We start from the raw sequence: 22715 nt of genomic DNA, 5'->3' as shown, positions 1-22715 counted from the left end.
TTGGCATGAAACTTCCCTGCCTGCTATCGCTGCTGTTCGCCGTCGCGCTTTCCGCGCAACAACCGGCAACACCGCCGGGTGGTGCACCGGTGCCATGGGACACCATCGCTATTCACGTCACGGATCCAGCGCATGCTGATAACGGCTTCGAACGCAACACAGCGAATGGCTTATCGCAGCATGCCATGACGATGGATCTCTTTATTGCAGGCGCCTATACCTTCACCATCTTCCCTACAAAGGACCTGATCGAAGGGCTTCCCGATTGGGCGAAGGATACGAAGTACGACGTCGAGGCGCGCGTATCTCCCGAGGACGCGGCTGCATACAAGAAGCTCACAAGTCTTTCCATTCCAGATACTGCAAAAGCATTTGCCACGAGGCAGTACACGGGCGAAATGCTGATGGATCAGGCATTGCTGGAAGAACGCTTTCACCTGAAGGTGCATACAGAACTGCGTGAACGGAATGTGTTTCTGCTGACCGTGGCGAAGGGCGGGCTGAAGATGAAAACGGCTGCAGATCCGGCGCATGGCTCGGCAAATTTTTCTCGCGATCACATCACTGGAAAAGGCATTCCAGTCTCGTTTATCGGCAATATTCTGAGCATTCCGGCGGGTGGCCTGGTGGTAGATCAGTCAGGCGATGTTGGGCAATATGATTTTGAACTGCACTATGCTCCGCAGGACATGGATACAACAGCAGCCGGTGCCAGCAACGATCCCGATTTCTTCACAGCGATTCAGGAACAGCTTGGGCTGAAATTGACGCGTGGCAAAGCGCAGGTGCCCGTAGTCGTAATCGACCACATAGAAAAGCCGTCTGAAAACTAATTCGGCGAAGCGCATTTGGCGTTGAAAGCAACATCAGTTTTCTGTGGGCGGTGTCGAGAACCCGTAAGGACAGCTTTGTTTTGTTCACTCTGGCCTCTCGATCAATCCAGCGATACCCTATTTTTATTGTCTGCTCGCGGCTCTCTTTCAAGGGGGCCGCTTATTTGTTTGAGGAGCCATTATGCGATTCCGCGCTCGCACCCTGCTTGCTTTTCTTGTCCTGAGCACCAGCATCTTCGGCCAGAAGGTCCCGGGTGTGGTCATTGACCATCAGCCGGTTGCGAGTCGTGAATATGTTGGTTCTCCTTCGATTGTGATTGCGCCGAACGGTGACTACATCGCTTCGCATGATCTGTTTGGCCCCGGGTCAACCAGCACCGTGTCTGCTGTGTCGCGCATCTTCCTTTCGCACGACCGGGGAGCAAGCTGGACAAAGGTTGCTGAGGTAAACGACCAGTTCTGGTCGAACCTGTTTGTAGTGAAGAACCGCATCTACCTGATGGGCACCAGCTACGAGTACGGACGCATCGTAATCCGCGAATCCGATGACAACGGCAAGACCTGGAGCGCCACCCACTTCCTGACAGAAGACACCGGGTACCACACGGCGCCTGTGCCCGTGGTGATGCACGATGGCAGGATTTACCGCGCATTTGAATTCCATCCGCAAGGGCCGTGGGGTTCGTTTCAGGCCTTCATGATGTGGGCGTCCGTGGACAGCGATCTCACCAAGCCCGCGAGCTGGACTTTGGCTGACCGGCTGTCATTCCCCGTAGGCGACATGGGCGATACGTGGCTGGAAGGCAATGCCGTTGTTGACCGCGATGGATCGATGCTGGACATTCTGCGTGTGAACAACGCATCGCGTGCTGCCGTGCTGAAACTTGCAGACCACAGTATGAAGCTGGATCGCTTTGTGAACTTTCCCGGCGGCGCAACGAAATTTTCCATTCGTTTCGATCCCTCGTCGAAGCTGTACTGGGCACTGTCAAACCCCGCGTTACCCGGCGAAGCCATGGCAGTAAGCTCGCCCGCGAGCGTACGGAATACGCTGGCGCTCATGAGTTCTCCTGACCTGACGCACTGGACACCGCGCGAAATCGTGCTGCATCACCCCGAATCGCGCGTGCATGGCTTTCAATATGTCGATTGGCAGTTTGATGGCAGCGACATCATCGTGGCCTCGCGCACGGCCTTCGACGATGACCAGGGAACAGCCCACAACTTTCACGATGCAAATTACCTGACGTTTCATCGCATTGCCGGTTTCCGCAAGAAGGGCACCGTAAAGCTGACCGGTGAACCCTTCTCATCAGCGGAAGTATTCACCGACCAACAGATGCAGAACTGGACCAAAGCCACGACCACAGACGCTGCCAAGGCAGAATCCGGTGTCTATCCGCAGCCTCTGGGTGGGTACGGAAACCACAGCATGGGAATTACGACACGCGTAAAGACGGGCGAAGCGGAACAGCATCGCGACTGGGTGGACATCTTCGTTGCTGTCGCCGGTGAAGCAACTCTGGTCAGTGGAGGTCATCTGGAAAACGCAAGAACCACCGCCCCCGGCGAGCAGAGAGGCAGCAGCGTGACTGGCGGCGTTTCCAGAGTTCTAAAGCCTGGGGCGGTGGTTCATATTGGTCCGAAGGTGGCACACCAACTGGTTTTGACTGAGGGGAGTCCCTTTACCTACTTTGTCGTCAAGGTGAAGCAAGACGCCCGGCCTTAAAGACAACGGTTGGGTGACTTTTCTTTTTTCACAGGAAAGAAAATCGGTGGTTGCCGATTATCGACCGGTAGGCGTATGCTGCGCGGCAGGGAGGTGTTATCCGCCTTCAGCCCGCCCCTCTGGGCCTGGCCGACCCCGGTTGTTGTTGCCGCTCTCGACCGCACCCTCTTGGACCCGCTCCAGACGAGCACCTCTGACGTAGATCGAGGACGTTAGGAGGTATCCCCATGAGTTTTCTCTCGCACAACTCATCCAACCATAACCACCTGTCGCGCAGAATCGGCAAGAAACATAACTCACTGCACACGGTGACCGGCACTAAGCATGAAGTACATGCAAATCCCGATCAGCCGCGTCCGTTTGCACCGATTCAGTACGACAAGGACGCTCCCCCACCCAAGACCCCTTTTTCCAACTCCATCTTCAAGTTGTAAGTAAGAGCCTTCCCCGGGGATGTGGCGGCTGGCAGTTATTCAGGACTGCCAGCCGTTTAATTTTCTCTTAATATGAGTCTAGTACGCTCACATAATCTGCAACCGTGGTGCTAGTATCTGCATCAGATAGTGCAGAGGCCGGAATTCTGCGAGATCTTTCCGGCCCCACAAGATATGCAGGTTCAAGGAGATACAGACATGACGATTACCCGTTTCACACCGTTTTCCGATGTAGCCGTGCTGCAGAACCGGCTGAACTCCATCTTTCATGACTTCTCGCGCCCCCAGGGTACAGAGGGCGAGAGCCTGCAGGCCGGATCGTTCGTTCCGGCGGTCGACATCTATGAGGACGCGCAGAAACTGGCGCTGACCTTCGAGATCCCCGGCATCAAGCCTGCGGATGTGGATGTGCGCGTGGAAAACAATGTGCTGACCGTGAAGGGCGAACGTAACTGGTCGAGTGAGCAGAAGGAAGAGAACTTCCGCCGCATTGAACGCCGGTTCGGCTCTTTCGTTCGCAGCTTTACCCTGCCGCAGACGGTAGACACCGAACAGGTGACGGCGCAGAGCGAGAACGGTGTGCTGATCGTGGAGTTGCCGAAGAAGGCGGCCGCGCAGCCGAAGCAGATCAAGGTGACGGCGGCACAGCCCGCGAACCAGATTGAGGCAAAGGAAAACCAGCCTGCCTCAACGGAACAGAAGGCCGCTTAATCGGCTTTCAAAATTCACGCAGGAGAGGGCTGCCGGGAAGTTTGGCAGCCCTCCGTTCAGATGGAGCTAAGAGTTCTCTTCGGAGGCCTGAACCCGGCGAATAAGCCATCCAGCAACGATAAGCAGCAAATCAGCGATCCAAAAGGTGTGGTCACTAAGGCGTTGCAGCGAAAGTGAACCGATGGCAGCACCGCCGAGGAAGCCTATCACCGTAAGCCCAACGATAAGGAACTGTTGCTTGCCCAGTGTGAGATGAGTGGTGGCATGGGATGGCCAGAGAGTGTCAAAGGCTCCTTCAAACACAGCGCGAAGGTTGCCGGTCATAAAGGTGACATTGAAGGCGACCTCTCCCGCGCGGCGGATAACCGTGATGATCACGGCACCGGAGACAGCAAGACAGACGACCAGCAGGTCTGCCGGGATACGCGAGGCAAAAGCACCTGCAAGCGTTAGAGTCGCAATTTGAAGTAGCAGTGTGAGATGCAGGGCAAAAGGGCGGAATTTTCGGAGGAGGGATTTGCCGATGAACACACCGCAGGCAAAACCGAGAACAGGCGCAAGGTGACTCAGGATCGAATGCAGGTTGTAGGAGGCAAACGCAACGCCCAGCAGTACCAGGTTTCCGGTCATGGCATAGGCAAAGACGTGACCATGGCGCATGTAGACCACGGCATCCACCAGGCCGGAAGACATGGCGAGCAGCATAACGGCCAGGATGATTCCTGGCCTGCGCGGAAGCGGATCAGGCAAGGTGTAGGCGTTTCCTTTTTGAAAGAACTGGCGTGTGATTTGCAACACAGCAAACAACACTCCGTGACAGGATGATTGTAATGATCGGCAGGTACGGGCGTGGCGACGCTTGGCCAGTGAAATAACGCAAAGCTTCCAAGGGAGTGGAACGAGATTATGGCGATCAAGTGGGACAAGATGACGGTCAAGAGCCAGGAGGCGATACAAGCCGCCGGGCAAATGGCCGCGGAATATGGCAATCCGGAAGTGATGCCGCTGCACCTGTTGGCGGCTCTACTGGAAGACCGTGAAGGTATTGTGTTGCCGGTTCTGGAGAAGATTGGCGTACCGGCGCAGCAGTTGTTGGCGAATGTGAATGCCGCGATTCAGCGGTTGCCGAAGATTCAGGGCGCACAGCAGAACCCCAGTGCCGGTGCGGCGCTGACGAAGGTGCTGGAGCAGGCGTTTAAGGAAGCCGACAACTTTAAGGACGAGTTCGTTTCAACGGAACATCTTCTGTTGGCGTTGGCACAGCAGAAGAACGATCCCACGCGCGACGCGTTAAACGCTCTGGGCGCAACGCATGACGCGATTCTGAAGGCGCTCACAAGTGTGCGCGGAACGCAGCGTGTAACGGATCAAAACCCTGAGGGTAAGTTCCAGGCGCTGGAAAAGTACGGCAAGGATGTCACCAAGCAGGCGCGTGAAGGCCGTTTGGACCCCGTCATTGGTCGCGATGAAGAGATTCGTCGTGTGGTGCAGGTACTTTCGCGTCGTACAAAAAACAACCCCGTCCTTATCGGTGAACCCGGTGTAGGTAAGACGGCGATTGTAGAAGGACTTGCGCGCCGCATTGTGAGCGGTGACGTTCCTGAATCGTTGAAGGACAAGCGCGTGGTCTCGCTTGATCTAGCGAGCATGCTTGCCGGTGCCAAGTATCGCGGCGAGTTTGAAGAGCGTTTGAAGGCGATGCTGAAGGAAATTGAAGAGTCGCATGGGCAGATCATTCTGTTCATTGACGAGCTTCATACCCTTGTGGGTGCAGGCGCTTCCGAGGGTGCAGTCGACGCCAGCAACATGCTGAAGCCCGCGCTGGCGCGTGGTGAATTGCGTGCCATTGGCGCAACGACGCTGAACGAATTCCGCAAGTACATCGAAAAAGATGCTGCGCTCGAACGTCGCTTCCAGCAGGTGTATGTCGGTGAGCCGAACGTTGAGGACACCATCGCCATCCTGCGCGGATTGAAGGAGAAGTACGAGGCGCATCACAATGTGCGCATCAAGGACTCCGCCATCATTGCAGCGGCAGAGCTTTCGCATCGCTACATCAGCGATCGCTTTCTGCCGGACAAGGCGATTGATCTTGTTGACGAAGCTGCGGCTTCACTGGCGATTCAAATTGGCAGCGTTCCAGAAGAGATTGATGCGATTGATCGTCGCGTGATGAGTCTTCAGATTGAGAAGACAGCTCTCGCACGCGAGACGGACGAGAACAGCCGTGATCGTCTGGAAGATGTGGAGCGCGAGCTCGCTGAACTTAACGAAAAGGCAAGCGGGCTGCGTGCAAAGTGGCAGCATGAGCGCGAAGCGATTGGCCGCATCACTGAACTGAAGAAGCTGGTGGAGAACCTGCGCTTTGAAGCAGAGGACCAGACGCGTCGCGGCAATTATGAACGTGCTGCTGCGATTCAGTATGGCGATCTGCCAAAGGCGGAAGCAGAGCTGAAGTCGCTGGAAAGCGAACAGGATGCCATCAAGGCCGGCGCTTCGGCACGCATGTTGAAAGAAGAGGTGGATGAAGAGGACATTGCGGAGATTGTTTCGCGGTGGACCGGCATCCCCGTCAGCAAGATGCTCGAAGGCGAAGTGCAGAAGCTGGTGCAGATGGAGAAGCGTCTGCAGGAACGCGTCATCGGTCAGGACGAAGCGCTGGTTGTCGTTGCGAATGCGATTCGTCGTTCGCGTGCGGGTCTCAGCGATCCGAAGCGGCCGATTGGTTCGTTCATCTTCCTGGGCCCAACGGGTGTAGGTAAGACGGAAACGGCGCGTGCGCTTGCTGAGTTTCTATTCGACGACGATCAGGCAATGGTGCGCATCGACATGAGCGAGTACATGGAGAAGCACGCCGTGGCACGCTTGATTGGCGCGCCTCCGGGATATGTCGGCTTTGATGAGGGCGGTCAACTGACAGAAGCTGTGCGTCGTCGGCCATACTCGGTTGTGCTGTTCGATGAAATCGAGAAGGCACATCCCGATGTGTTCAATGTACTGCTGCAGGTGCTGGATGATGGTCGTTTAACCGATAGCAAGGGACGTACAGTGGACTTCAAGAACACTGTACTGATTCTGACAAGCAACATCGGCGCAAGTGCTCTGACGACCGCATGGGCAGAGGGGCCGCAGGGCTTTGAGGATGCGAAACAGCGTGTGCTGGAAGAGCTGAAGAAACACTTCCGTCCTGAGTTTCTCAATCGTGTGGACGATATCGTTGTCTTCCATGCGCTGGGTGAAGATCAACTGACACACATCATTGATCTGCGCCTGCATGAGTTGGAGAACCTGCTGAAGGATCGCAAGATCACGCTGGAGTTAACACCGGAAGCACGGCATCTGGTCTTTGCAACAGGATACGATCGAGCTTATGGAGCGCGTCCGTTGAAGCGTGCGATCCAGCGGCTGGTGCAGGATCCACTGGCCATCAAGATCCTGAACGGCGAAGTTCGCCACGGCGACCACGTACGCGTGGAAGCAAAGGGAGAACATCTTGATTTCCAGGTGACCGGCTCAGAAGAGCCTGTAACAACGTAATGCGCTTGGAATACTGAAATGCCTCTTCATTGAAGAATGAAGAGGCATTTCCATTATGCGATGTATGACGCCAATCAGTTCTGAGAACCAACCTTGTACAGCACAAGGATATGGTGTGCAGGGTCGTCGAAAATGTCATAGCGCGCAACCTCAACCACCGAATGATGGGTGAAGAGGTATTGACGCATGGGTGTAGTTTTGTTCGTCCCAATCAGATAAATGAACCAGCCTGGATGGTGCATCTTATCTAGATCTGCAGGGGGAAATACAGCATAGCTTTCGCAAATCGAGGAGAGCCCCGTGAACAGCGAAATCTCATCCCCTAAATCAGAAACGATAAACCGATTGGAAGATGGCGTTGAATCAATAACGCCCCGGATGCTATTTGTGGCGGACAGAAATGTGTATTGCGGATGGGTTATATACCGCAGCGTCCTGACAGTCATGGTAACGATTGTCGTTAGCATAATTCCCGCGAAACACACCGTTGCCCATCGGTAGTTAGATTGCTGTGGACCGCGGTCCATAAGCAACTGCAATGTGAGGACCAGCACAATACTTATCGACGGCGCTACGACCAGGTAATACCGTGGCTGCAGGTTGCCATGGTACAGAATGAACATTAGGTATCCCGCTGCGGCAAGTGCAGCCGCGGTAAAAAGCGGTGATTTCCAAAGCGTTCTCAGCCATATTGCCGCTCCCACAAGGCTAAGACACGCTAAGGGAAACAGAACTGGATGGATCCATCCTCCATCGCGCAGGGTCAGCATGAAGTATCGCGGAACAATGCTCAGGTGAACGCGGCCATGATTGACTGAAAATAATAGTCGGCTATCTTCGCGATACGGATACATCGCCAATTGATACGCGCCAAAACTTATTGCCATGACAGCCGTAGCAATCACACCACGGCGAAATAAAAGGGATCGCGCGGAACCCTCTTGTTGCCCACAAAGAATGAAATAGGCGGCAACAGAAGGCAGCAGTACTAGCCCAGTGCTCTTCGTCAGCAGCAGTGCGGTCATGCTCATGCCCAGTACAACGGAGTACAGCGGCCACGCAGAAAGCGCCGCCCTACGAGCAAGAATCCAGCACAACAACATCCAGAACACCAAGACAGGTTCCAGGATAGCCAGCCGCTGAAAACCATAGCTAAAAGGGTTCAAAAGAATGAGTGCAACCGCTAATGTTGCCATCAGGATACTGGCGTGTCTTCTTACGAGCGCCCATAGCATTGCCATGGAAGCCCCAAACACCAATAGTGCCAGGACGCGCAGTTGCACGATCCCAAAACCAGCTACGCGAAACCACAGAGCAGCAAGCACAGACCATACCGGCATCGGAACTGCCGGGTTGAATGCGCCTGGCGAATACCAGTTGCCAAGTACTTTCTGGTGCACTGCACCGCTTGCATACCAGCCCTCATCGGTCGATTTCGCCCAGTCATTCCAAGGAGAAAAGTTTGGGAAATCCGCTCTCAGATGGACAAAGTAGAGCAAATAAAACGCAGCACTTAAAAGGAACAAAAAGTATGTAGCAAATCGTTGCCAATCCGGTAATGTGTTTCGTCGGTTCATGGGGCCAGGCGGCTCTTCAATCTCAGAATGGGCGCTTCGAAATAATGGAAGCTGAGCCACGAGAGTACCAGCGTTCCGACGAATGCTACTACTGCAGTCCCTTGTGGCAGATACTTCTTGTGGCCAAGCATGAGCAGCAGGGCTATGGTATGAAACTGGGAATAGAAGATAAGGTGATACACATAAAAGCCATAGCTCCTCTGTCCCAAGGCCCGCAACGCGGGTAGCATGCCTAGCCGAAACAAAAAACTCCCGGACTGAATCATCAGCAGAATCATCGCTACGCCCAACACGGCAAATAGCGAAAAGATGAAGGCATTGTTGTTTCTTATAAGGCTTGCATCGATCAGCTGATGTGTTTGCACCAGGTTGAGCATCTCGATCGCAGCAAAGGCGAGTCCGCTTAAAAGCAATAGCGGCTTTGCAAACCGCTGCAGTTGCGAAGCTTCAGGCCCGCGAAGCGCGAGCGCCGCTGCACCACCGAGCAACAAGGAATCCGCACGTAGCGGCGTTGGGAAGTAAATAGCGCCAAGCTCGATCCAGCGTGGCGACAGAAAATGGAGACACGCTAAACGCAAGAATGGAATTGCTACTGCGACAGCAACGCACAGATTCCGGAGAGTGATTCTGCGACCTATGACATATACCAGCAGAGGCCATACAAGATAAAACTGCTCTTCTACACTGAGGCTCCATAAGTGGTCTAACCCGTAGCCGAAGGCGTAACCGTGAACGGTCGTTATAAGTCCTGCAAAGGGCGACGCGTTGGCCGCGTAATCGGAAGCAAATAAGAAATTTGCATAATTTCCTAGATACGCAGGCCATACCCACAGTCCACGATAGAAATGCCAGTGAACCAACGGATACAGCAGCACCGGAATTAACAGCACCAGGTAGTAAAGCGGAAAGATACGTAAAGAACGTCGAATGTAAAAAATGCGAAAACGATCCGCACGGGCTCGTGAATCGTACAGGATGCCGGTGATGAGGAAACCGGAAAGAACGAAGAAGATATCCACGCCCGCCCATCCCCAATTCAACTGCTTCGGCAGGCCCAGATAATGAAAGCTGAAAACAGCTAAAGCTGCAAGGCCGCGCAATCCATCCAGGGCAGGATAGTAGATCTTATTTTCAGGAAGCGGAACTGCTTCGAGTTCTTTCGTCTCGCTGAGCAAGGATCCTCACAGCTTACGGCATAGTTGATATAAGCACTTCATGTTGCACAATTTCTCGCAAATGAAACGATATAGATGTCATTTTTGCCGGACCGAACCAAGCACAAAGCGGTACAGCATCTTCTTGCAGATATAAGAGGACAACAGTCTAGCCAAACATATACGAGAAGGCGGAGGGAGACACAACCTTTTTAAGCGGAATGTTCTTCTTGTTGCAACGGATAGGAGACGTCAACATAAGCGAGATAGCCGTAGCAAAACAGATGTACCGCTAGAGCATTGGAGCGACAAATCACAATAGCCGCTGCCGCCACGCTATAGAGAGCATCCGAGGGGTCAGTTTAGGCGATTGGCAAGCATCATCTTTGCTGTTTAGAGATTATCTTCTATCTGGGCTTGCTGCCTCATTTTGGGTAAAGGATACAAGGACCAGGTCGCCGCCCAATGCGGTTCCAATGGGAGTAACCACCGCGTGATCGCGTACAAGCTGGAGATCAAGCCAATTCCACCCACCGCCGTGATAGAGGATCATCAAATGTGGCCCGGGCTGTCTGCGTAGATCTTCGTAGTTTTCGATACGATAGCCAGTGAAATGCCGCATGTGTTCTGCGGTGAGTGACTGCGTGTCGTGATGCGCCAGAGCAATCTCTAGCGGCGCGGAGTAGACGAGCGCGAACCGGCTGCGGATAGCAGGATCTGCAACGGCATTTCCAATCTCGTCGAAGTTGCCCATGTTCTGTATGTAGATAGGTCCCGATTGCGCTGGCACATGCGATATCGTCAGCATTCGCGGCGACGGCCTTTGCAGGCGCGCATTTGCTGCGCGTGAAAAACCCAGGCCAACAAGCAATACCAACACAACACCAACCAGAGCACGCGCACGAAACGCATTGCGCTCAAACGGTGTGACAGTAATCGCAATGAGGACAGACAGTCCCAAAATCGCTGGCAGAATGTAACGCACTTCAATGGAATGGGTGACGAAGCGTGCCAGAAGAAATCCAAAAAAGGGGAGTATCGCCAGCACCAGAAGGAATGCCTTTTCAGCTAACGGCACCGTTGGATCATTGGCGCGAAAACGAACCAAAAGCGCGGCAACAAAAATCAGCGCTGCCACAACAAGAAGCGCCATAAGGATGTGCTGTGTCCGCAAGGAATACTGCGTGTAATTCAGCAGAAGCGCACGGTACGACTGCGTGACTGCATGTAGCCCCACCTTACCCACGTTGTAATAATGCTTCCGAAATTCGCCAGCGCTCTTTTGAAACGGCAACGTGAGAAGAACTCCGGCTGATCCGATTCCGATCGCAAAGATCATGGGCCAATCGATCCGACGACGCTGCACAATACGCACCAGCTCAGCGGCATACAACGGCAGTAGCAGAAGGATCGCAAAGTAATGCGTATTTAGCGCGAGAGCCAGCGTAACGGCAAGCGCAATCAGCCACGCAGTGCGTTCCGTATCGCGTGTGCAGTGCTGGTAGGCAAGCAATAACAACGCGCCGAGTCCCAGAAGAACACCATAGGGTCGTGCTTGCTGTGCGTAAAAAAGCGTTGCGGTAAGAGCAGGAACAGCAGCCGCAATGAAGCCGGCAAAATTACCTGCAATGCGCTTCGCTATGGCATACAGGCAGACCTGCATCAGCAGAAAGCCCAGCAGTGACGGCAGACGGATAGCAAACGCTGTTGCACCAAAGAGCGATGTCGAAGCGTGACCCAGCAAGTGATAGAAGAGCGGGTCCAGCGAGATGGGGTAGTGTCGCTGGACCTCGATCAATTTGCTGATGGAAGATACCGTGTCCGTCTGAAAGACGAACCATTCGTCCTGATCAAGCGGACGATAGTGGCCCCAGGCAAGCGCGCTGGCCGCCGTAAGGATGAGAAGAAGAGCAAGCAGAGTGCGGCTGAATCGTGTCTCAGACGCTGCTGTCATGCCACCTCGCCGGTGAATTCTGTTCCGTTCCGCAACTGCGACTGTACCGCCGGAGCGGTCACCGCGGGCGTAGAAGGAAGCGTGGGATTGAAGAACTCTTCGAGCCGCGGCATGTGGATGAAGAGCAGAATCGCCATCACCAACGACGTCGCAATGAACGATGCCATCAGCAACGGTTCACGATACAGCTTTTCCGGGTTCTGCACAGCAGACTGCGGCTTGAACGCAATCTGCAGATAGATTGCCATGGTGAAGGCCACCAGTGGGAATCCCAGGATCAGTTCCATGCGGTAACGAATGATGAACGCGCCCAGGAAGAGCATGGCCGTGGAGGCGTAGAACAGAACCGAAACCAGCAGGCGCTCCGGGGTGTAGTGCTGGAAGCTCTTGCGATACGACCCGGCAACGGTGCGGTCGCCAATCTCGTTCAGTTCGCTGAAGCGCTTCAGCGCCATGAAGTAGCAGCCAATCATCCAGTACGCAATGAGCAGCGAAACCGGCGGCACCAGCACTGCCGTTACGGCATACCAACCCAGCAACATACGCAGAGGGTTGTTTACTGACTCGGTCAATACGTCCACATAGGGCTTGTCCTTGGTGCGGACGGGAGGGAAGTTGTACAGGCAGCCCATGATCCACAGGATCAGCGCCACCAGTGTGAACATCCTGCCTATGAAGAACCAGCCAATGGCCAGTCCCACCAGCATCATGCAAAGCCACTGAATATAGGCTACGGGAATGTTCACCACACCGCGCGCCGCCGGCCGGTTCTTCTTAATGGGGTGCAGGCGGTCAAATGGGGCGTCCAGCACTTCATTAATGACATAGTTGCTGCACGCCACCAATGTGATGGAAAAAAAGGCCAGCACCAGCCGGACAATGAGGCTGCGATCCAGCAGTGCGGGGTAAGTGCTAAGGGGAACGATTACGCCCGGAAGGACGAAAAGGTTTTTGATGGAGTGGTCCAACCGCGCAATGGCGATATGAGCGCGCACGCGCTCTCCAAGTGACACGGTCGGTTTCAAGGCGTCATTCATGATGGCGTAAAGACTCCGATCTTTCGCCTTAGGCTACCATCCTGCGGTTGTGCCCTTGTGAAAAGAAGTGCGTCTAACAGGCCTGAGATAATGAAAGGATGTCGATGTTCCCTCGCGTTACGCGTCTTTCTGCACTTCTTCTGCTGGCTGCCAGCACCATCCTTAGCAGTGGTTGCCGTGCCCAGGCTGGCGCGGACGCCATGAAGATGTCGCCGGAACTGACGCGTCGCGTCGCGCTGCTGATCCGTACGAAGGCGCAGTTGCCCTTCACTTATGACGTAAAAGTTGGTGATCGCCGCCCAAGCCCCGTTTCAGGCTTTGACCAGATCACCGTCTCCATTGGCGAATATGGCAAGGCGCTGAAGCCCATGACCTTTCTCATCAGCAAGGACAACCAGTCGCTGGCGCAGATGAATACCTTCGACCTGTCCAAAGACCCCCTTAACCTGACCAGTGACGCTGGCCGCCCCGCGCGCGGTGGCAATGAGAAGGCCCCGGTCAAGATTGTGGTTTACGACGACCTGGAGTGCCCGTTCTGCGCCCGCATGCACGCGCAGATGTTCCCCGCCATTACGAATCGCTATGGCGACAAGGTCCGCATTGTGTACAAGGACTTCCCTCTGACGCAGATTCACCCCTGGGGCCTGCACGCAGCGGTGAACGCGGACTGCCTGGCAGACCAGAACCCCAAGGCCTACTGGAACTACGTGGATGACATGCACAGCCATCTGGACACCATCGGCATCGATCCAGACGCGAAGGATAAGGACAACAACAAGACCCTTCCCGCGGCCCTGAAGCAACTGGATCGCGCCGCGCTGGACGAAGGCACGAAGCAGAAGCTGGACATGAAACGCCTGACTGCCTGCGTGGAGAAACAGGATGAGACCGCTGTAAAGGCCTACATGAAGGAAGGTGAGGGGCTGAATGTTAACGGCGTTCCGGCCCTGTTCATCAACGGCGAAATGATTACCGGCGCCGTGCCGATTGAGTTTGTCTATCGTGCCGTAGACGACGCCCTGCTGGCACAGGGAGTCACTCCTCCACCCGCAGTTCCACTGCCCTCGCTGGATGCTCCTGAGGCATCCACTTCGGCTCCGGCGGCGAAATAATGTTTCGTGAATCTGCACAGCTTTTGTCGCAACCGTGCGCTCCGGGCGCGAAGGCGTTACCATTGCACCGGATGCTTTTAAAGACCGCACATCGCGCCACCTGGCTATTTTCTGCCGTTAGTCTTTTCACCGTTGTCGCCACCGTGGGGTGCAAGAAAGAACACGGAGCGGATGTCGTTGCCAGCGTGAATGGCCATGCCATCATGCGTTCTGAGTTGGACCGCACCTACGAGGATCAGGAGCGTACACGCCAGGATCAGCAGCCCATCACGGAAGAGCAGGCCAAAAGCGACAAGCTGCAGATTCTCCGCACACTCATCGACGCGGAGATCACAGAGCAGCGGGCCGCCAAAATGAACCTGACGGCCACCAATGAAGAAGTGGACGCCAAGTTGACGGAGATGAAGAGCCACTACACCGAAGAGCAGTTCAACCAGATGCTCAAGGAAAGTGGCCGGTCGCTGGACGAAGTACGACGCGACCTGCGCAAGTCCATCACGCTTGAAAAGTTGTTTAACAAAGAGATCAACAGCAAGATCAACGTGACCGATGGCGAAGTCTCGAGTTTCTACAACTCGCATAAAGCCGATTTCAATCTGATTGAAAACAAGATTCATCTGGCGCAGATTGTAGTGACCAATCAGCCGTCACAGCAGGCAGGCGGAAACCTTCAGGGCAGCAAGGCTGGCAATGACGCCGATGCTCGTAAGAAGATTGCAACCTTGAAGGCACAGTTGGATAGCGGCGCCGATTTCAGCGCGCTGGCTGCGAACTATTCCGAAGACCCACAGACCGCTTCCAACGGAGGCGATATGGGCTTTATCTCCGAATCGCAACTGCGACAGGACGCGCAGGTGTGGGATGCGGTAAGCAAGCTGAAAGCGGGCGAGAACACTGCCATCATTACGATCACACCACCGGGTACGAAGCAGCCCATCGGCTACTCCATCATTCATCTTGTAAGCCGTGAGGCTGCTGGACAGCGTGATCTGAACAATCCCGCGGTGCAGCAGAACATCCGTGATCAGATCCGCAACACCCGCAGCCAGTTGCTGCGCAGCGCGTACCTCGAAATGCTGCGCGATCAGGCGAAGGTGGAAAACTATTACGCGGAAGATATCTTCAAGGCGGGCTCCGGCTCGTAGAAACTGACGTTCGATTTATGCAGAGAGGCGCGGCCGATGCCGCGCCTCTCTGCATTTACCGCCGTCATTTTGTATCGAATCGAAGCTCATACGGCCAAAGGCCGTCATCCTGAGCGAAGCGTAGCGGAGTCGAAGGACCTGCATTTTCTCTGCCCACTACGATGCTTGAGGACAACCTTCCTTCAGCCATAAGCGAATGCTCACGCGCAAAAATTGCAGTTGCGCGAAAAGCTCCGCTCAGAATGACCAAGCAACGCCGATGCTCTTAGAAGCTAAGCTTCAAACTCAACTGCAACTGTCGTGACGTCGCCGCTGCCGTGATCACACCAGCCGTGGGACTGGCGACAATCGCTGCTGTTTGATTCGCCGTTGTTCCCTGCGATGGTCCTGAGGAATAGATCACCGCATTGGGCCCAAGCAGGTTGGTGTGGTTCAACAGGTTAAAACTCTCCACACGGAATTGAGCTAAGACGCGTTCGCCAATTGAAGTAGTCTTCTGCAGCGACAAATCCCAATCCGCATAACCCGGCGCGTTCAGCGTGTCGCGTCCCAGGTTGCCCACCGTGCCATACGCAGGCGCGCTAAACGCGGCAGGGTTGAAGTATTGCGCCACACGCTGCGTGGTTGTGCCCTTGTTGATCAGCTTGCCGTTGAAGTTGGGGTTCACGTTCGGGCGAACAGGATTACGCGTATCGCCAGAGCCCGTGGGGTTGTAGCCAAGCTGCGGCGAGAACGGCAGGCCACTTTGCAGCGTGAGGATGGTACTCACGGTCCATCCGCTCACTAGTTGATTCGTGAACGCGCCGGTGTTCGAAGCAAATGCATGGCCATGACCGAAGGGCAGATTGTACGTTCCGTTGAATGCTGCAAGATGACGAACATCCGTGGCGGCAGGGCCGTAATCTAGTGCAGGGTTCTTTGGGTAAGAGACGAACGCGGGCGTATTCGCCGAAACGCTGGTATTCCACGCCGAGCCATTGTCCAGATTCTTGCTGAAGGTATACACAGCGCGGAATTGCAGACCGCTGGCGAAGTTGCGCTTCAGGTCTAGTAGCAGGCCGTTGTAATTGCTGCTGCCCTGTGACACCCATGACGTCGTATTCGCCACCGCAGGATTCGCGCGTGTGGTGTTCGGGTAATACAGCGTGCCGTTGGGCACACCCGTGGGGCAGTTGTTGTTGCAGACGATAGACGCAGGTTCATTCTGGTTTTCACTCAGAATCTGGTGATAGCCGTGCGATCCGATATAGCCCGCAGTCAACGAAAGATTCGGTGCAAGCTGACGCTCAACGCGCAGCGTATAGGACGCAACCGTTGGCGTTGCAATATCCGTCTGCACGTTCGAAGGTGAGATCAAACCTGCTGCACCAGATGTTGGATTTGCCACAGTTGTACCGCTGTACGAAAGCGTCGTGTTGAACGGCGCAGCCTGATCGAAGCGGTAGTCCAGGTTATCCAGCAGTGAATGATGCAGACCAAAGCTGGCGCGGACAGCAGTCTTACCGTCGCCGGAAACGTTCCATGCAAGTCCCACACGCGGCTGCGGCAGGAACTTCGCGCGGTTGTTCAACAGGCCGTTGCTACCCACAGTGGGATTGGTACTGATCACGCCATTGGTCAGCGTGTACACACCAGCGCGGCCCCGGGCTTCATTGAACCCATTGCTGCTTTCAAAACGCAGACCGTAGCTCAGCTCCAGATTGCGATGCGCCTTCCACGTGTCTTCCACATAGGCCGCGCCAAACCAGCTACGCCACGCCAGTTCCGTAGGTGACGGCACAACAGTGAATGTCTTGATATTGCCCGCAAGGAACGTTGACAACGATGCAAAGCTGGCCTGCCCGTATTGATTCTGCGCCAGGTTGTCGTTTGATTGCAGGCGCTGCAACCAGCCGCCTGCTTCCAGCGTGTGATTACCCAGCGTGATGTAAACGTGGTCGTCGAAGGTGAACAGGTTGCGCGTAATCGCATTGTTCGAACCAACGTTTGCGCCCGCACCCGTGATCTGCGAAGAACCATTGGAGGCCGTCGATCCCGCAATCACAATCGCGCCCACAGGCTTACCGGGAACGAATGTACCGGACACAGCAGCAACATCTGGTGGAACTGAACCCATGAAGTAAAAGCTTGCGCGCGAGAAGCCGAAACGAGCCGTGTTTAATACACGCGGTGAAAACACATGCTGTTCCTGCACGCTGAACACCTGTTCGCGCAACGCTTCATCAATCAGCGAAAGTGGATTCTGCGTGGGGGTATGTGCCGTGGAATCATCCACGGTGTACACGCCAAACAGCAGATCATTCGCCGTCAGGTTTGCATCGGCGCGCGCCGTACCAAAGTCTTCGCGGATGTGCTGTGTCGGAGTGGAATACGCAATCGCAATGCCCGAACCAAGATCCGGCCCATTCGCAATAGGCCACAGATTCAGCAGCGGCTTCACCGAAGCCACGGCAGCCGCGCGCGAAGCCGCATTGGGCACCAGCGTCACGTCGCTCAATCCAAGATTCTGGCGATAGCCTTCATAGTTGCCGAAGAGGAACACCTTGTCTTTGCGAATGGGGCCGCCCAACGCCGCGCCGAAGTTATTGCGCTGGAAGTTCGGCTTCTTCGCCTGATCAAAGTAATTGCGCGCATCGAGTGCAGAGTTGCGCAGAAACTCATACGCCGAACCATGCACACGATTCGTTCCTGACGCCGTAACAATGCTGATCTGCGCGCCCTGTCGCTTGCCATAGCTGGCGCCATACGTGTCAGACACCACGTTAAATTCGCGCACGGCCTCCACACCCAGCAATTGGCCGCTGGTGCCGCCGGGTGTCACATTGATGAGCGATGCGCCGGTATATTCCACGCCGTTTAGTAGGTAGAGATTGTCCTGCGGGCGGCGACCAGACACAGAAAACATATTGCCCACAGACGAGTTCGACGTGCCAACAGAGCCCGATCGCTGCGAGGTGTAATTCACCGTCGCAGGATTCAGCGTGATGAGCTGGTCATAACTGCGCCCGTTCAGCGGAAGGTCTTTCACCTGGCGCTCATTCACAAGCCCGGACACCTGTTCGTTCGAAAGATTCACGGTGGGCGCAGAATCCGTCACGCTGACCTGTTGTGCATCTGACGCAACGCGCAGGTGCAGATCAAACGCAACAGCCTGTCCCACGGTGAGGTTGATGCCGCTGTGCTTCTCCGATGCGAACCCCGCGGCCTGCACGGAAATGCTGTAAGTGCCAACGGCCACGGACGGCGCAGCGTAACGTCCTGCCGCATCCGTGATCAGGCGGCGTTCCGTGCCGGTATCTTCATCGCGCACGATGACCGTTGCGCCGGAGACAGCAGCGCCGGACGAATCCGTTACGACGCCATGGATGGTGCTGCCCACAACCTGCGCCACAAGCGACGGCTGAGCAGAGGTAGCGATAAGAGCGAGTGCAATAGATGCAAGACGATAGCGACGCGGAAGCATGCGCGAGGAATCCTTTTATGTGTCGATCTGTGTAGTAAGAAATGCGCGGCGATGCGCCGCAAGAAGCGAGCGGGATATCAGCGACAACAACAACAGGGATTCGCGGAACCAGAATGCACGGGTAGCAAGCTCGCTGCCTGAAGGGGATCAGGCCGGAAGGTATTCAAAAGGAAGGAAAACGCGGAGGGGCGAACGCTCAGAAACTTAGCGGCAACAACAAGAACGGGTTGCGAAGGAGCGGAACGCCATAGTGCGATTATCGCTTCAAGCCCATGAAATTGCAAAGGAATACAGGTCATGTGCCGCATAAAATTCACGTGTTTCCTGTCAGCATAGGTATTAGAGTGGTCGCGTTATGATTCGCTCTTCCCTGCTTGCGCTGAGTCTCATTTCCCTTCCCGCCTCCGCCTTTGCCGCGCAGAATTGCGCAGCACTCAAACGGGTGGCGGTGCCGGATGCCACCATCCTTTCCGCCACCGAAGTGCCTTCGCAGCCCTTTGCCACGCCCGTTTCTGGGCCAGGGTTAATGTTGCCGCCGCTGTGCGTGGTGAAAGGCATCCTGCATCCCACGGCAGATTCTAAAATCCGTTTTGAAGTGTGGCTGCCGCAGACAGGATGGAATGGAAAAATTGTGGATGTTGGCAATGGCGGGTTTGCCGGTTCGATCGGCAACCAGCAGATGGGCGCAAACGTACTACAGGGCTACGCCACCGCCGATTCCGATGCCGGACACCAGGCCGACTCAGAAGATGCAAGCTGGGCCTTCGGGCATCCAGAAAAGATCAAGGACTTCGGCTGGCGCGCGGTTCATCTAACCGCAGGCGTGTCAAAGATCATGGTGAAGGCTTACTACGGCAAGCCGCAGGAGAAGGCGTACTTCGACTCATGCAGTGACGGCGGCCGTGAAGCGCTGATGGAAGCGCAACGCTTTCCGCAGGATTACGACGGCATCCTCGCGGGCGCGCCGGCAAACAACTGGACGCACATGCTGGCCAACGGTCTCGCCATGATGCAGGCCATGGGCAGCGATCCCACGACCTTCTTCTCCAGCATGAAACTGCCCGCAATTCACGCTGCTTCATTGGCCGCATGTGACGCGCAGGATGGCTTGAAGGACGGCATCCTCAGTGACCCGGAACACTGTCGTTTTAATCCCGCAGTACTAACCTGCAAAGGCTCCGAGGACATTAGCTGTCTGACACCAAAGCAGGTAGAAACATTGCGCACCCTGTATGGCGGCAGTAAGGATGCGAAGGGACATATCATCTTCCCCGGCTATGTCCCCGGTGATGAAGGTGGGGGATGGAAGAGCTGGATTCTGGGTACAGCACCCACCACCGGCAGCGGCGGCGCGTATGTCGCCAACTACTTCCGTTACATGGTTTACAACGATCCCAAGTGGAATCCCTTGGCGGCCAACACGAACGATGCTCTGCGACGCGGCATGGAAGGCCCTGCAAAAGATATCGATGCCACGAATCCTGACCTGTCTGCATTCGCAGCGCATGGCGGCAAACTGATTCTGTATCACGGTTGGAATGACCCCGGCATATCGCCTTGGAATACCGTGAACTACTTCAACGAAGTGAAGAAGACAATGGGCGAAGCGAAGGCAGACCAGACCGTTCGTCTATTCATGGCGCCCGGAGTAGAACATTGCCTTGGCGGGCCGGGACCAAGTCTCTTCGGTCAGGTAGGTTTCCCCGCGGCAAATGGTAAAGGTAGCGGCGCGCTGGATCTGCTGCAGGTGTGGGTAGAGAAGGGTACAGCGCCGGAAATGATCCTTGCCGTCACACCGAAAGATCCACGAGTGCCACAGACGATGCGCCCGCTCTGCGCCTATCCCAAACGCGCTATCTATGACGGTAAAGGCGATCCGAAGCAGCCAACTAGCTTCACCTGCAAAGCGGAGTAGCCCGCTACTAAAGTCGATCCAGCCGATAGTACGGATGCATGCGTTGATGCGGTCCCCAGGGTTCGTGGTGGGTGTACACGAACCCCAGCCGCTCAATCAGCGCCTGAGAGTTTGCGTTATCCGGACCATGTCCTGCGACCAGTGACGATGCGGACGTGTGTGCCCACGCATGCGCAATAACAGCTCGAGCAGCTTCTTCGCCGTAGCGTCCGCTCCAGAAGGGACGTGCAATGTGCACGCCGACTTCCAGTTCATCCAGTGAGCCGTGAAAAGGGCGAAGCCCGGCGCATCCGGCATGCTCGCCTGTCTCCAGCGAAAATATCGGCCAGTATTGAAAGCCATGCTTCTGCTGGTTCGCGCATTCCTCGTGAAAGCGTTCCTCAGCCTGTTTCACAGAACGAGCGCCGCCCATGTGACGCATCACGTCGTCATCCGTCCAGAGCGCAATGGCCAGCGGAAGATCCTCGTTGTGCCATGTACGGAAGCGCAGCCGCGCGCTATCGGTCGGGTGCATCGGTGGCCTCAGGCAACGGCATAGCAGCAACTGCTGTTCTCTTACGCCGCAGAACAACATCGGGCAATGCGGAACGCGTCACCAATAGCACGACAACTACCACTAAGAGCCATGCTGCCGTACCTGTTGCCAGCCGTAGAAGTGCCGTGACAAATGTCGTTCCCTGCGGCAGATAGCGCAGGGAAAATGCTGCTGCGCACCCGCCAAGAATGGCGGCAAACGACGACTTGGCAAGTTCATTCCACTCCAGGTCTGCGAAGCGAACCATGCCCTTGCGGTCCAACAGCACCACCAGCGCAATCATGTGCGCAGCAATACCGATGTCTGACGCAATAACCAAGCCCGGAATACCATGCGCGCGAAACAGCAATGCATACAGGGGCAGCGAAAGCACCGTGACAATGGTGCCGGAGATCATCGGTGTCAGCGTGTTACCCGCAGCATAAAAGGCGCGCGAATACAGGTTCTGCGAAGCCCAGAAGATCAGCGAAAGACAGAACAGAACAAACAGAGAAGCTGCAGCGGAAGCATCACCACCGTGAAACTTTCCACCACGCAGCGCCACGTCAATGATCGGCTGCGCCAGCGCAATCATCACAGACGTAAGTAGAAGACTCACTGCCAACAAACGCGACACCGATCGATTTACCGCAGAATTAAACGCACCTTTATCCTTAACCCAAAGCGACGCGAAGAATGGCAGGGAAGCCGCGCCCGCCGCAGGTCCAATAATCTGCATGGGTGCATTGAACAGTTGCCGCGAATAGTTCATCAGCGAGATCGCGCCTTCTGTGTGGCCTGCAAAGTGGTTGCGTATCCACGGGTCAAGCGTAACTATGGACTGTCCCAGCATCAGCGGCAGACTCAGCACGACCCACTCTCGCAGCGCCGGATCGTGCAGATTCAGCACGGGTGACCAACGCATCCCAATGGAACGCGCACCAATGTAATTGATAAGAAAGAACCCGAAGAACGCACCGGCAACCGCGCCAATAGCGAGCGAATACACTCCCATGCGCGCGTGTAATAGGACCGCACCTGCAATGATGCCGCCGTTGTACAGCAGTGGCTGCAATGCCTGATAGGTGAAGATTTTTCGCACCATGAGGCGCGATCCGAAGATGCCTCCGGCAAACAGCAATAACTGGTTCACCAACAGAATGCGTGTCAGCTGCACGCACAGATGTGCGGTCTCAGGATTACGAAGCTCCAGAACATAACGCACATACAGTGGCGCAAAAATCCCGGCGATAACAAGCGCCCCGCTCAATAGGATCATCATCACGTTGAGCACGTTGGAAAGTACGCGGTCGCCGTCTGCCTGTCGACCTTCGCTTTCATATTGCGTAAGCAACTTAACGAACGTTGTGGACGCTACACCACCGATCAACAAATACGAGATCATGTCGGGAAGCTGAAACGCACCGGTATATGCGTCCACTGCCGGACCAACGCCGAAGAAATACGCAATGAGTTTGCTTCTCACCAGCCCAAGCAATCCGCTCAACAGCGCGGAGACCATAAGCAGCAGCGATGCGGAAAACGCAGACGAAGCGCGTCCGCGCGTGTTCTGAGATGAGGTCGTGTCCGCCAAGCAAAC

16 protein-coding genes are annotated in these 22715 nt (G+C 55.4%); 8 read left to right on the top strand and 8 right to left on the bottom strand.

Annotation, left to right across the window (positions count from 1 at the left end):
• The first annotated feature begins 5 nt into the window (after positions 1 to 5).
• The 4 genes from JAO32_RS14500 (at position 6) to JAO32_RS14485 (ending at position 3707) form a co-directional block, all read left to right on the top strand.
• Complete coding sequence (locus tag JAO32_RS14500) at positions 6 to 833, top strand: TIGR03435 family protein (RefSeq protein ID WP_334241619.1); 828 nt, start codon at positions 6 to 8, stop codon at positions 831 to 833.
• Positions 834 to 1014: 181 nt separating this feature from the next.
• The gene (locus tag JAO32_RS14495; RefSeq protein WP_334241617.1) at positions 1015 to 2562 is read left to right on the top strand and encodes a sialidase family protein; all 1548 of its coding nucleotides are present in this window, start codon (positions 1015 to 1017) and stop codon (positions 2560 to 2562) included.
• Positions 2563 to 2789: 227 nt separating this feature from the next.
• Positions 2790 to 2996 carry a hypothetical protein gene (locus JAO32_RS14490; RefSeq protein WP_334241615.1) on the top strand — a complete coding sequence of 69 codons (207 nt, stop codon included), beginning with the start codon at positions 2790 to 2792 and terminating at the stop codon, positions 2994 to 2996.
• A 198-nt stretch (positions 2997 to 3194) separates the two neighbouring features.
• Complete coding sequence (locus JAO32_RS14485) at positions 3195 to 3707, top strand: Hsp20/alpha crystallin family protein (protein ID WP_334241613.1); 513 nt, start codon at positions 3195 to 3197, stop codon at positions 3705 to 3707.
• A 66-nt stretch (positions 3708 to 3773) separates the two neighbouring features.
• On the opposite strand, the gene JAO32_RS14480 is transcribed toward JAO32_RS14485, so the two are convergent.
• The gene (locus JAO32_RS14480) at positions 3774 to 4505 is read right to left on the bottom strand and encodes a YoaK family protein (protein ID WP_334241611.1); all 732 of its coding nucleotides are present in this window, start codon (positions 4503 to 4505) and stop codon (positions 3774 to 3776) included.
• A 108-nt stretch (positions 4506 to 4613) separates the two neighbouring features.
• Between JAO32_RS14480 and clpB the strand changes: the two genes are divergently transcribed.
• A complete protein-coding gene (clpB, locus tag JAO32_RS14475; protein ID WP_334241610.1) occupies positions 4614 to 7244 on the top strand; it encodes an ATP-dependent chaperone ClpB in 2631 nt (876 codons plus the stop codon).
• A gap of 74 nt (positions 7245 to 7318) precedes the next feature.
• Here the strand turns inward: clpB and JAO32_RS14470 are convergent, their stop codons facing one another.
• The 4 genes from JAO32_RS14470 to JAO32_RS14455 all read right to left on the bottom strand — a co-directional run bounded on the left by JAO32_RS14470 (position 7319) and on the right by JAO32_RS14455 (position 12966).
• Entirely contained in the window at positions 7319 to 8821 is a 1503-nt protein-coding gene (locus JAO32_RS14470) for an ArnT family glycosyltransferase (protein ID WP_334241607.1), read from the bottom strand.
• Entirely contained in the window at positions 8818 to 9996 is a 1179-nt protein-coding gene (locus JAO32_RS14465; RefSeq protein WP_334241606.1) for an acyltransferase family protein, read from the bottom strand. The genes JAO32_RS14470 and JAO32_RS14465 overlap by 4 nt, the downstream gene beginning before the upstream one ends.
• Positions 9997 to 10375: 379 nt before the next feature.
• On the bottom strand, positions 10376 to 11929 hold the full coding sequence (locus JAO32_RS14460) for a glycosyltransferase family 39 protein (RefSeq protein WP_334241603.1): 1554 nt from the start codon (positions 11927 to 11929) through the stop codon (positions 10376 to 10378).
• Complete coding sequence (locus tag JAO32_RS14455; protein ID WP_334241601.1) at positions 11926 to 12966, bottom strand: UbiA prenyltransferase family protein; 1041 nt, start codon at positions 12964 to 12966, stop codon at positions 11926 to 11928. Before JAO32_RS14455 ends, JAO32_RS14460 begins: the two co-directional genes overlap by 4 nt.
• A gap of 98 nt (positions 12967 to 13064) precedes the next feature.
• Here JAO32_RS14455 and JAO32_RS14450 point away from each other — a divergent pair, with 98 nt between their 5' ends.
• On the top strand, positions 13065 to 14078 hold the full coding sequence (locus JAO32_RS14450) for a DsbA family protein (protein WP_334241600.1): 1014 nt from the start codon (positions 13065 to 13067) through the stop codon (positions 14076 to 14078).
• Between the two features lie 71 nt (positions 14079 to 14149).
• Positions 14150 to 15223 carry a SurA N-terminal domain-containing protein gene (locus JAO32_RS14445; RefSeq protein WP_334241598.1) on the top strand — a complete coding sequence of 358 codons (1074 nt, stop codon included), beginning with the start codon at positions 14150 to 14152 and terminating at the stop codon, positions 15221 to 15223.
• 265 nt (positions 15224 to 15488) lie between these two features.
• Here JAO32_RS14445 and JAO32_RS14440 read toward each other — a convergent pair whose 3' ends face one another.
• Positions 15489 to 18686: a TonB-dependent receptor gene (locus tag JAO32_RS14440; protein ID WP_334241596.1), complete on the bottom strand. Its 3198-nt coding sequence runs from the start codon at positions 18684 to 18686 to the stop codon at positions 15489 to 15491.
• A 355-nt stretch (positions 18687 to 19041) separates the two neighbouring features.
• Here JAO32_RS14440 and JAO32_RS14435 point away from each other — a divergent pair, with 355 nt between their 5' ends.
• A complete protein-coding gene (locus JAO32_RS14435; protein ID WP_334241594.1) occupies positions 19042 to 20601 on the top strand; it encodes a tannase/feruloyl esterase family alpha/beta hydrolase in 1560 nt (519 codons plus the stop codon).
• Positions 20602 to 20608: 7 nt separating this feature from the next.
• Here the strand turns inward: JAO32_RS14435 and JAO32_RS14430 are convergent, their stop codons facing one another.
• Together JAO32_RS14430 and murJ are read right to left on the bottom strand one after the other, a co-directional pair.
• Positions 20609 to 21115 carry a GNAT family N-acetyltransferase gene (locus JAO32_RS14430; RefSeq protein WP_334241592.1) on the bottom strand — a complete coding sequence of 169 codons (507 nt, stop codon included), beginning with the start codon at positions 21113 to 21115 and terminating at the stop codon, positions 20609 to 20611.
• The gene (gene murJ, locus JAO32_RS14425) at positions 21099 to 22709 is read right to left on the bottom strand and encodes a murein biosynthesis integral membrane protein MurJ (RefSeq protein WP_334241590.1); all 1611 of its coding nucleotides are present in this window, start codon (positions 22707 to 22709) and stop codon (positions 21099 to 21101) included. The genes JAO32_RS14430 and murJ overlap by 17 nt, the downstream gene beginning before the upstream one ends.
• Positions 22710 to 22715: the final 6 nt, after the last annotated feature.

Source organism: Terriglobus sp. ADX1, assembly GCF_036877645.1.
In the GTDB taxonomy this organism is placed as follows: domain Bacteria; phylum Acidobacteriota; class Terriglobia; order Terriglobales; family Acidobacteriaceae; genus Terriglobus.
Note: the sequence above shows the minus strand (reverse complement) of the source record. Positions and strands in the feature narration are given on the sequence as shown.

Bases quoted from the DNA above. Each gene is read 5' to 3' on its own strand.
- JAO32_RS14470 (WP_334241607.1), bottom strand. From the start codon at position 8,821: ATGAACCGACGAAACACATTACCGGATTGGCAACGATTTGCTACATAC.
- JAO32_RS14460 (WP_334241603.1), bottom strand. From the start codon at position 11,929: ATGACAGCAGCGTCTGAGACACGATTCAGCCGCACTCTGCTTGCTCTT.
- JAO32_RS14455 (WP_334241601.1), bottom strand. From the start codon at position 12,966: ATGAATGACGCCTTGAAACCGACCGTGTCACTTGGAGAGCGCGTGCGC.
- JAO32_RS14500 (WP_334241619.1), top strand. From the start codon at position 6: ATGAAACTTCCCTGCCTGCTATCGCTGCTGTTCGCCGTCGCGCTTTCC.
- JAO32_RS14430 (WP_334241592.1), bottom strand. From the start codon at position 21,115: ATGCACCCGACCGATAGCGCGCGGCTGCGCTTCCGTACATGGCACAAC.
- JAO32_RS14495 (WP_334241617.1), top strand. From the start codon at position 1,015: ATGCGATTCCGCGCTCGCACCCTGCTTGCTTTTCTTGTCCTGAGCACC.
- clpB (WP_334241610.1), top strand. From the start codon at position 4,614: ATGGCGATCAAGTGGGACAAGATGACGGTCAAGAGCCAGGAGGCGATA.
- JAO32_RS14490 (WP_334241615.1), top strand. From the start codon at position 2,790: ATGAGTTTTCTCTCGCACAACTCATCCAACCATAACCACCTGTCGCGC.
- JAO32_RS14445 (WP_334241598.1), top strand. From the start codon at position 14,150: ATGCTTTTAAAGACCGCACATCGCGCCACCTGGCTATTTTCTGCCGTT.
- JAO32_RS14440 (WP_334241596.1), bottom strand. From the start codon at position 18,686: ATGCTTCCGCGTCGCTATCGTCTTGCATCTATTGCACTCGCTCTTATC.
- JAO32_RS14435 (WP_334241594.1), top strand. From the start codon at position 19,042: ATGATTCGCTCTTCCCTGCTTGCGCTGAGTCTCATTTCCCTTCCCGCC.
- JAO32_RS14450 (WP_334241600.1), top strand. From the start codon at position 13,065: ATGTCGATGTTCCCTCGCGTTACGCGTCTTTCTGCACTTCTTCTGCTG.
- JAO32_RS14485 (WP_334241613.1), top strand. From the start codon at position 3,195: ATGACGATTACCCGTTTCACACCGTTTTCCGATGTAGCCGTGCTGCAG.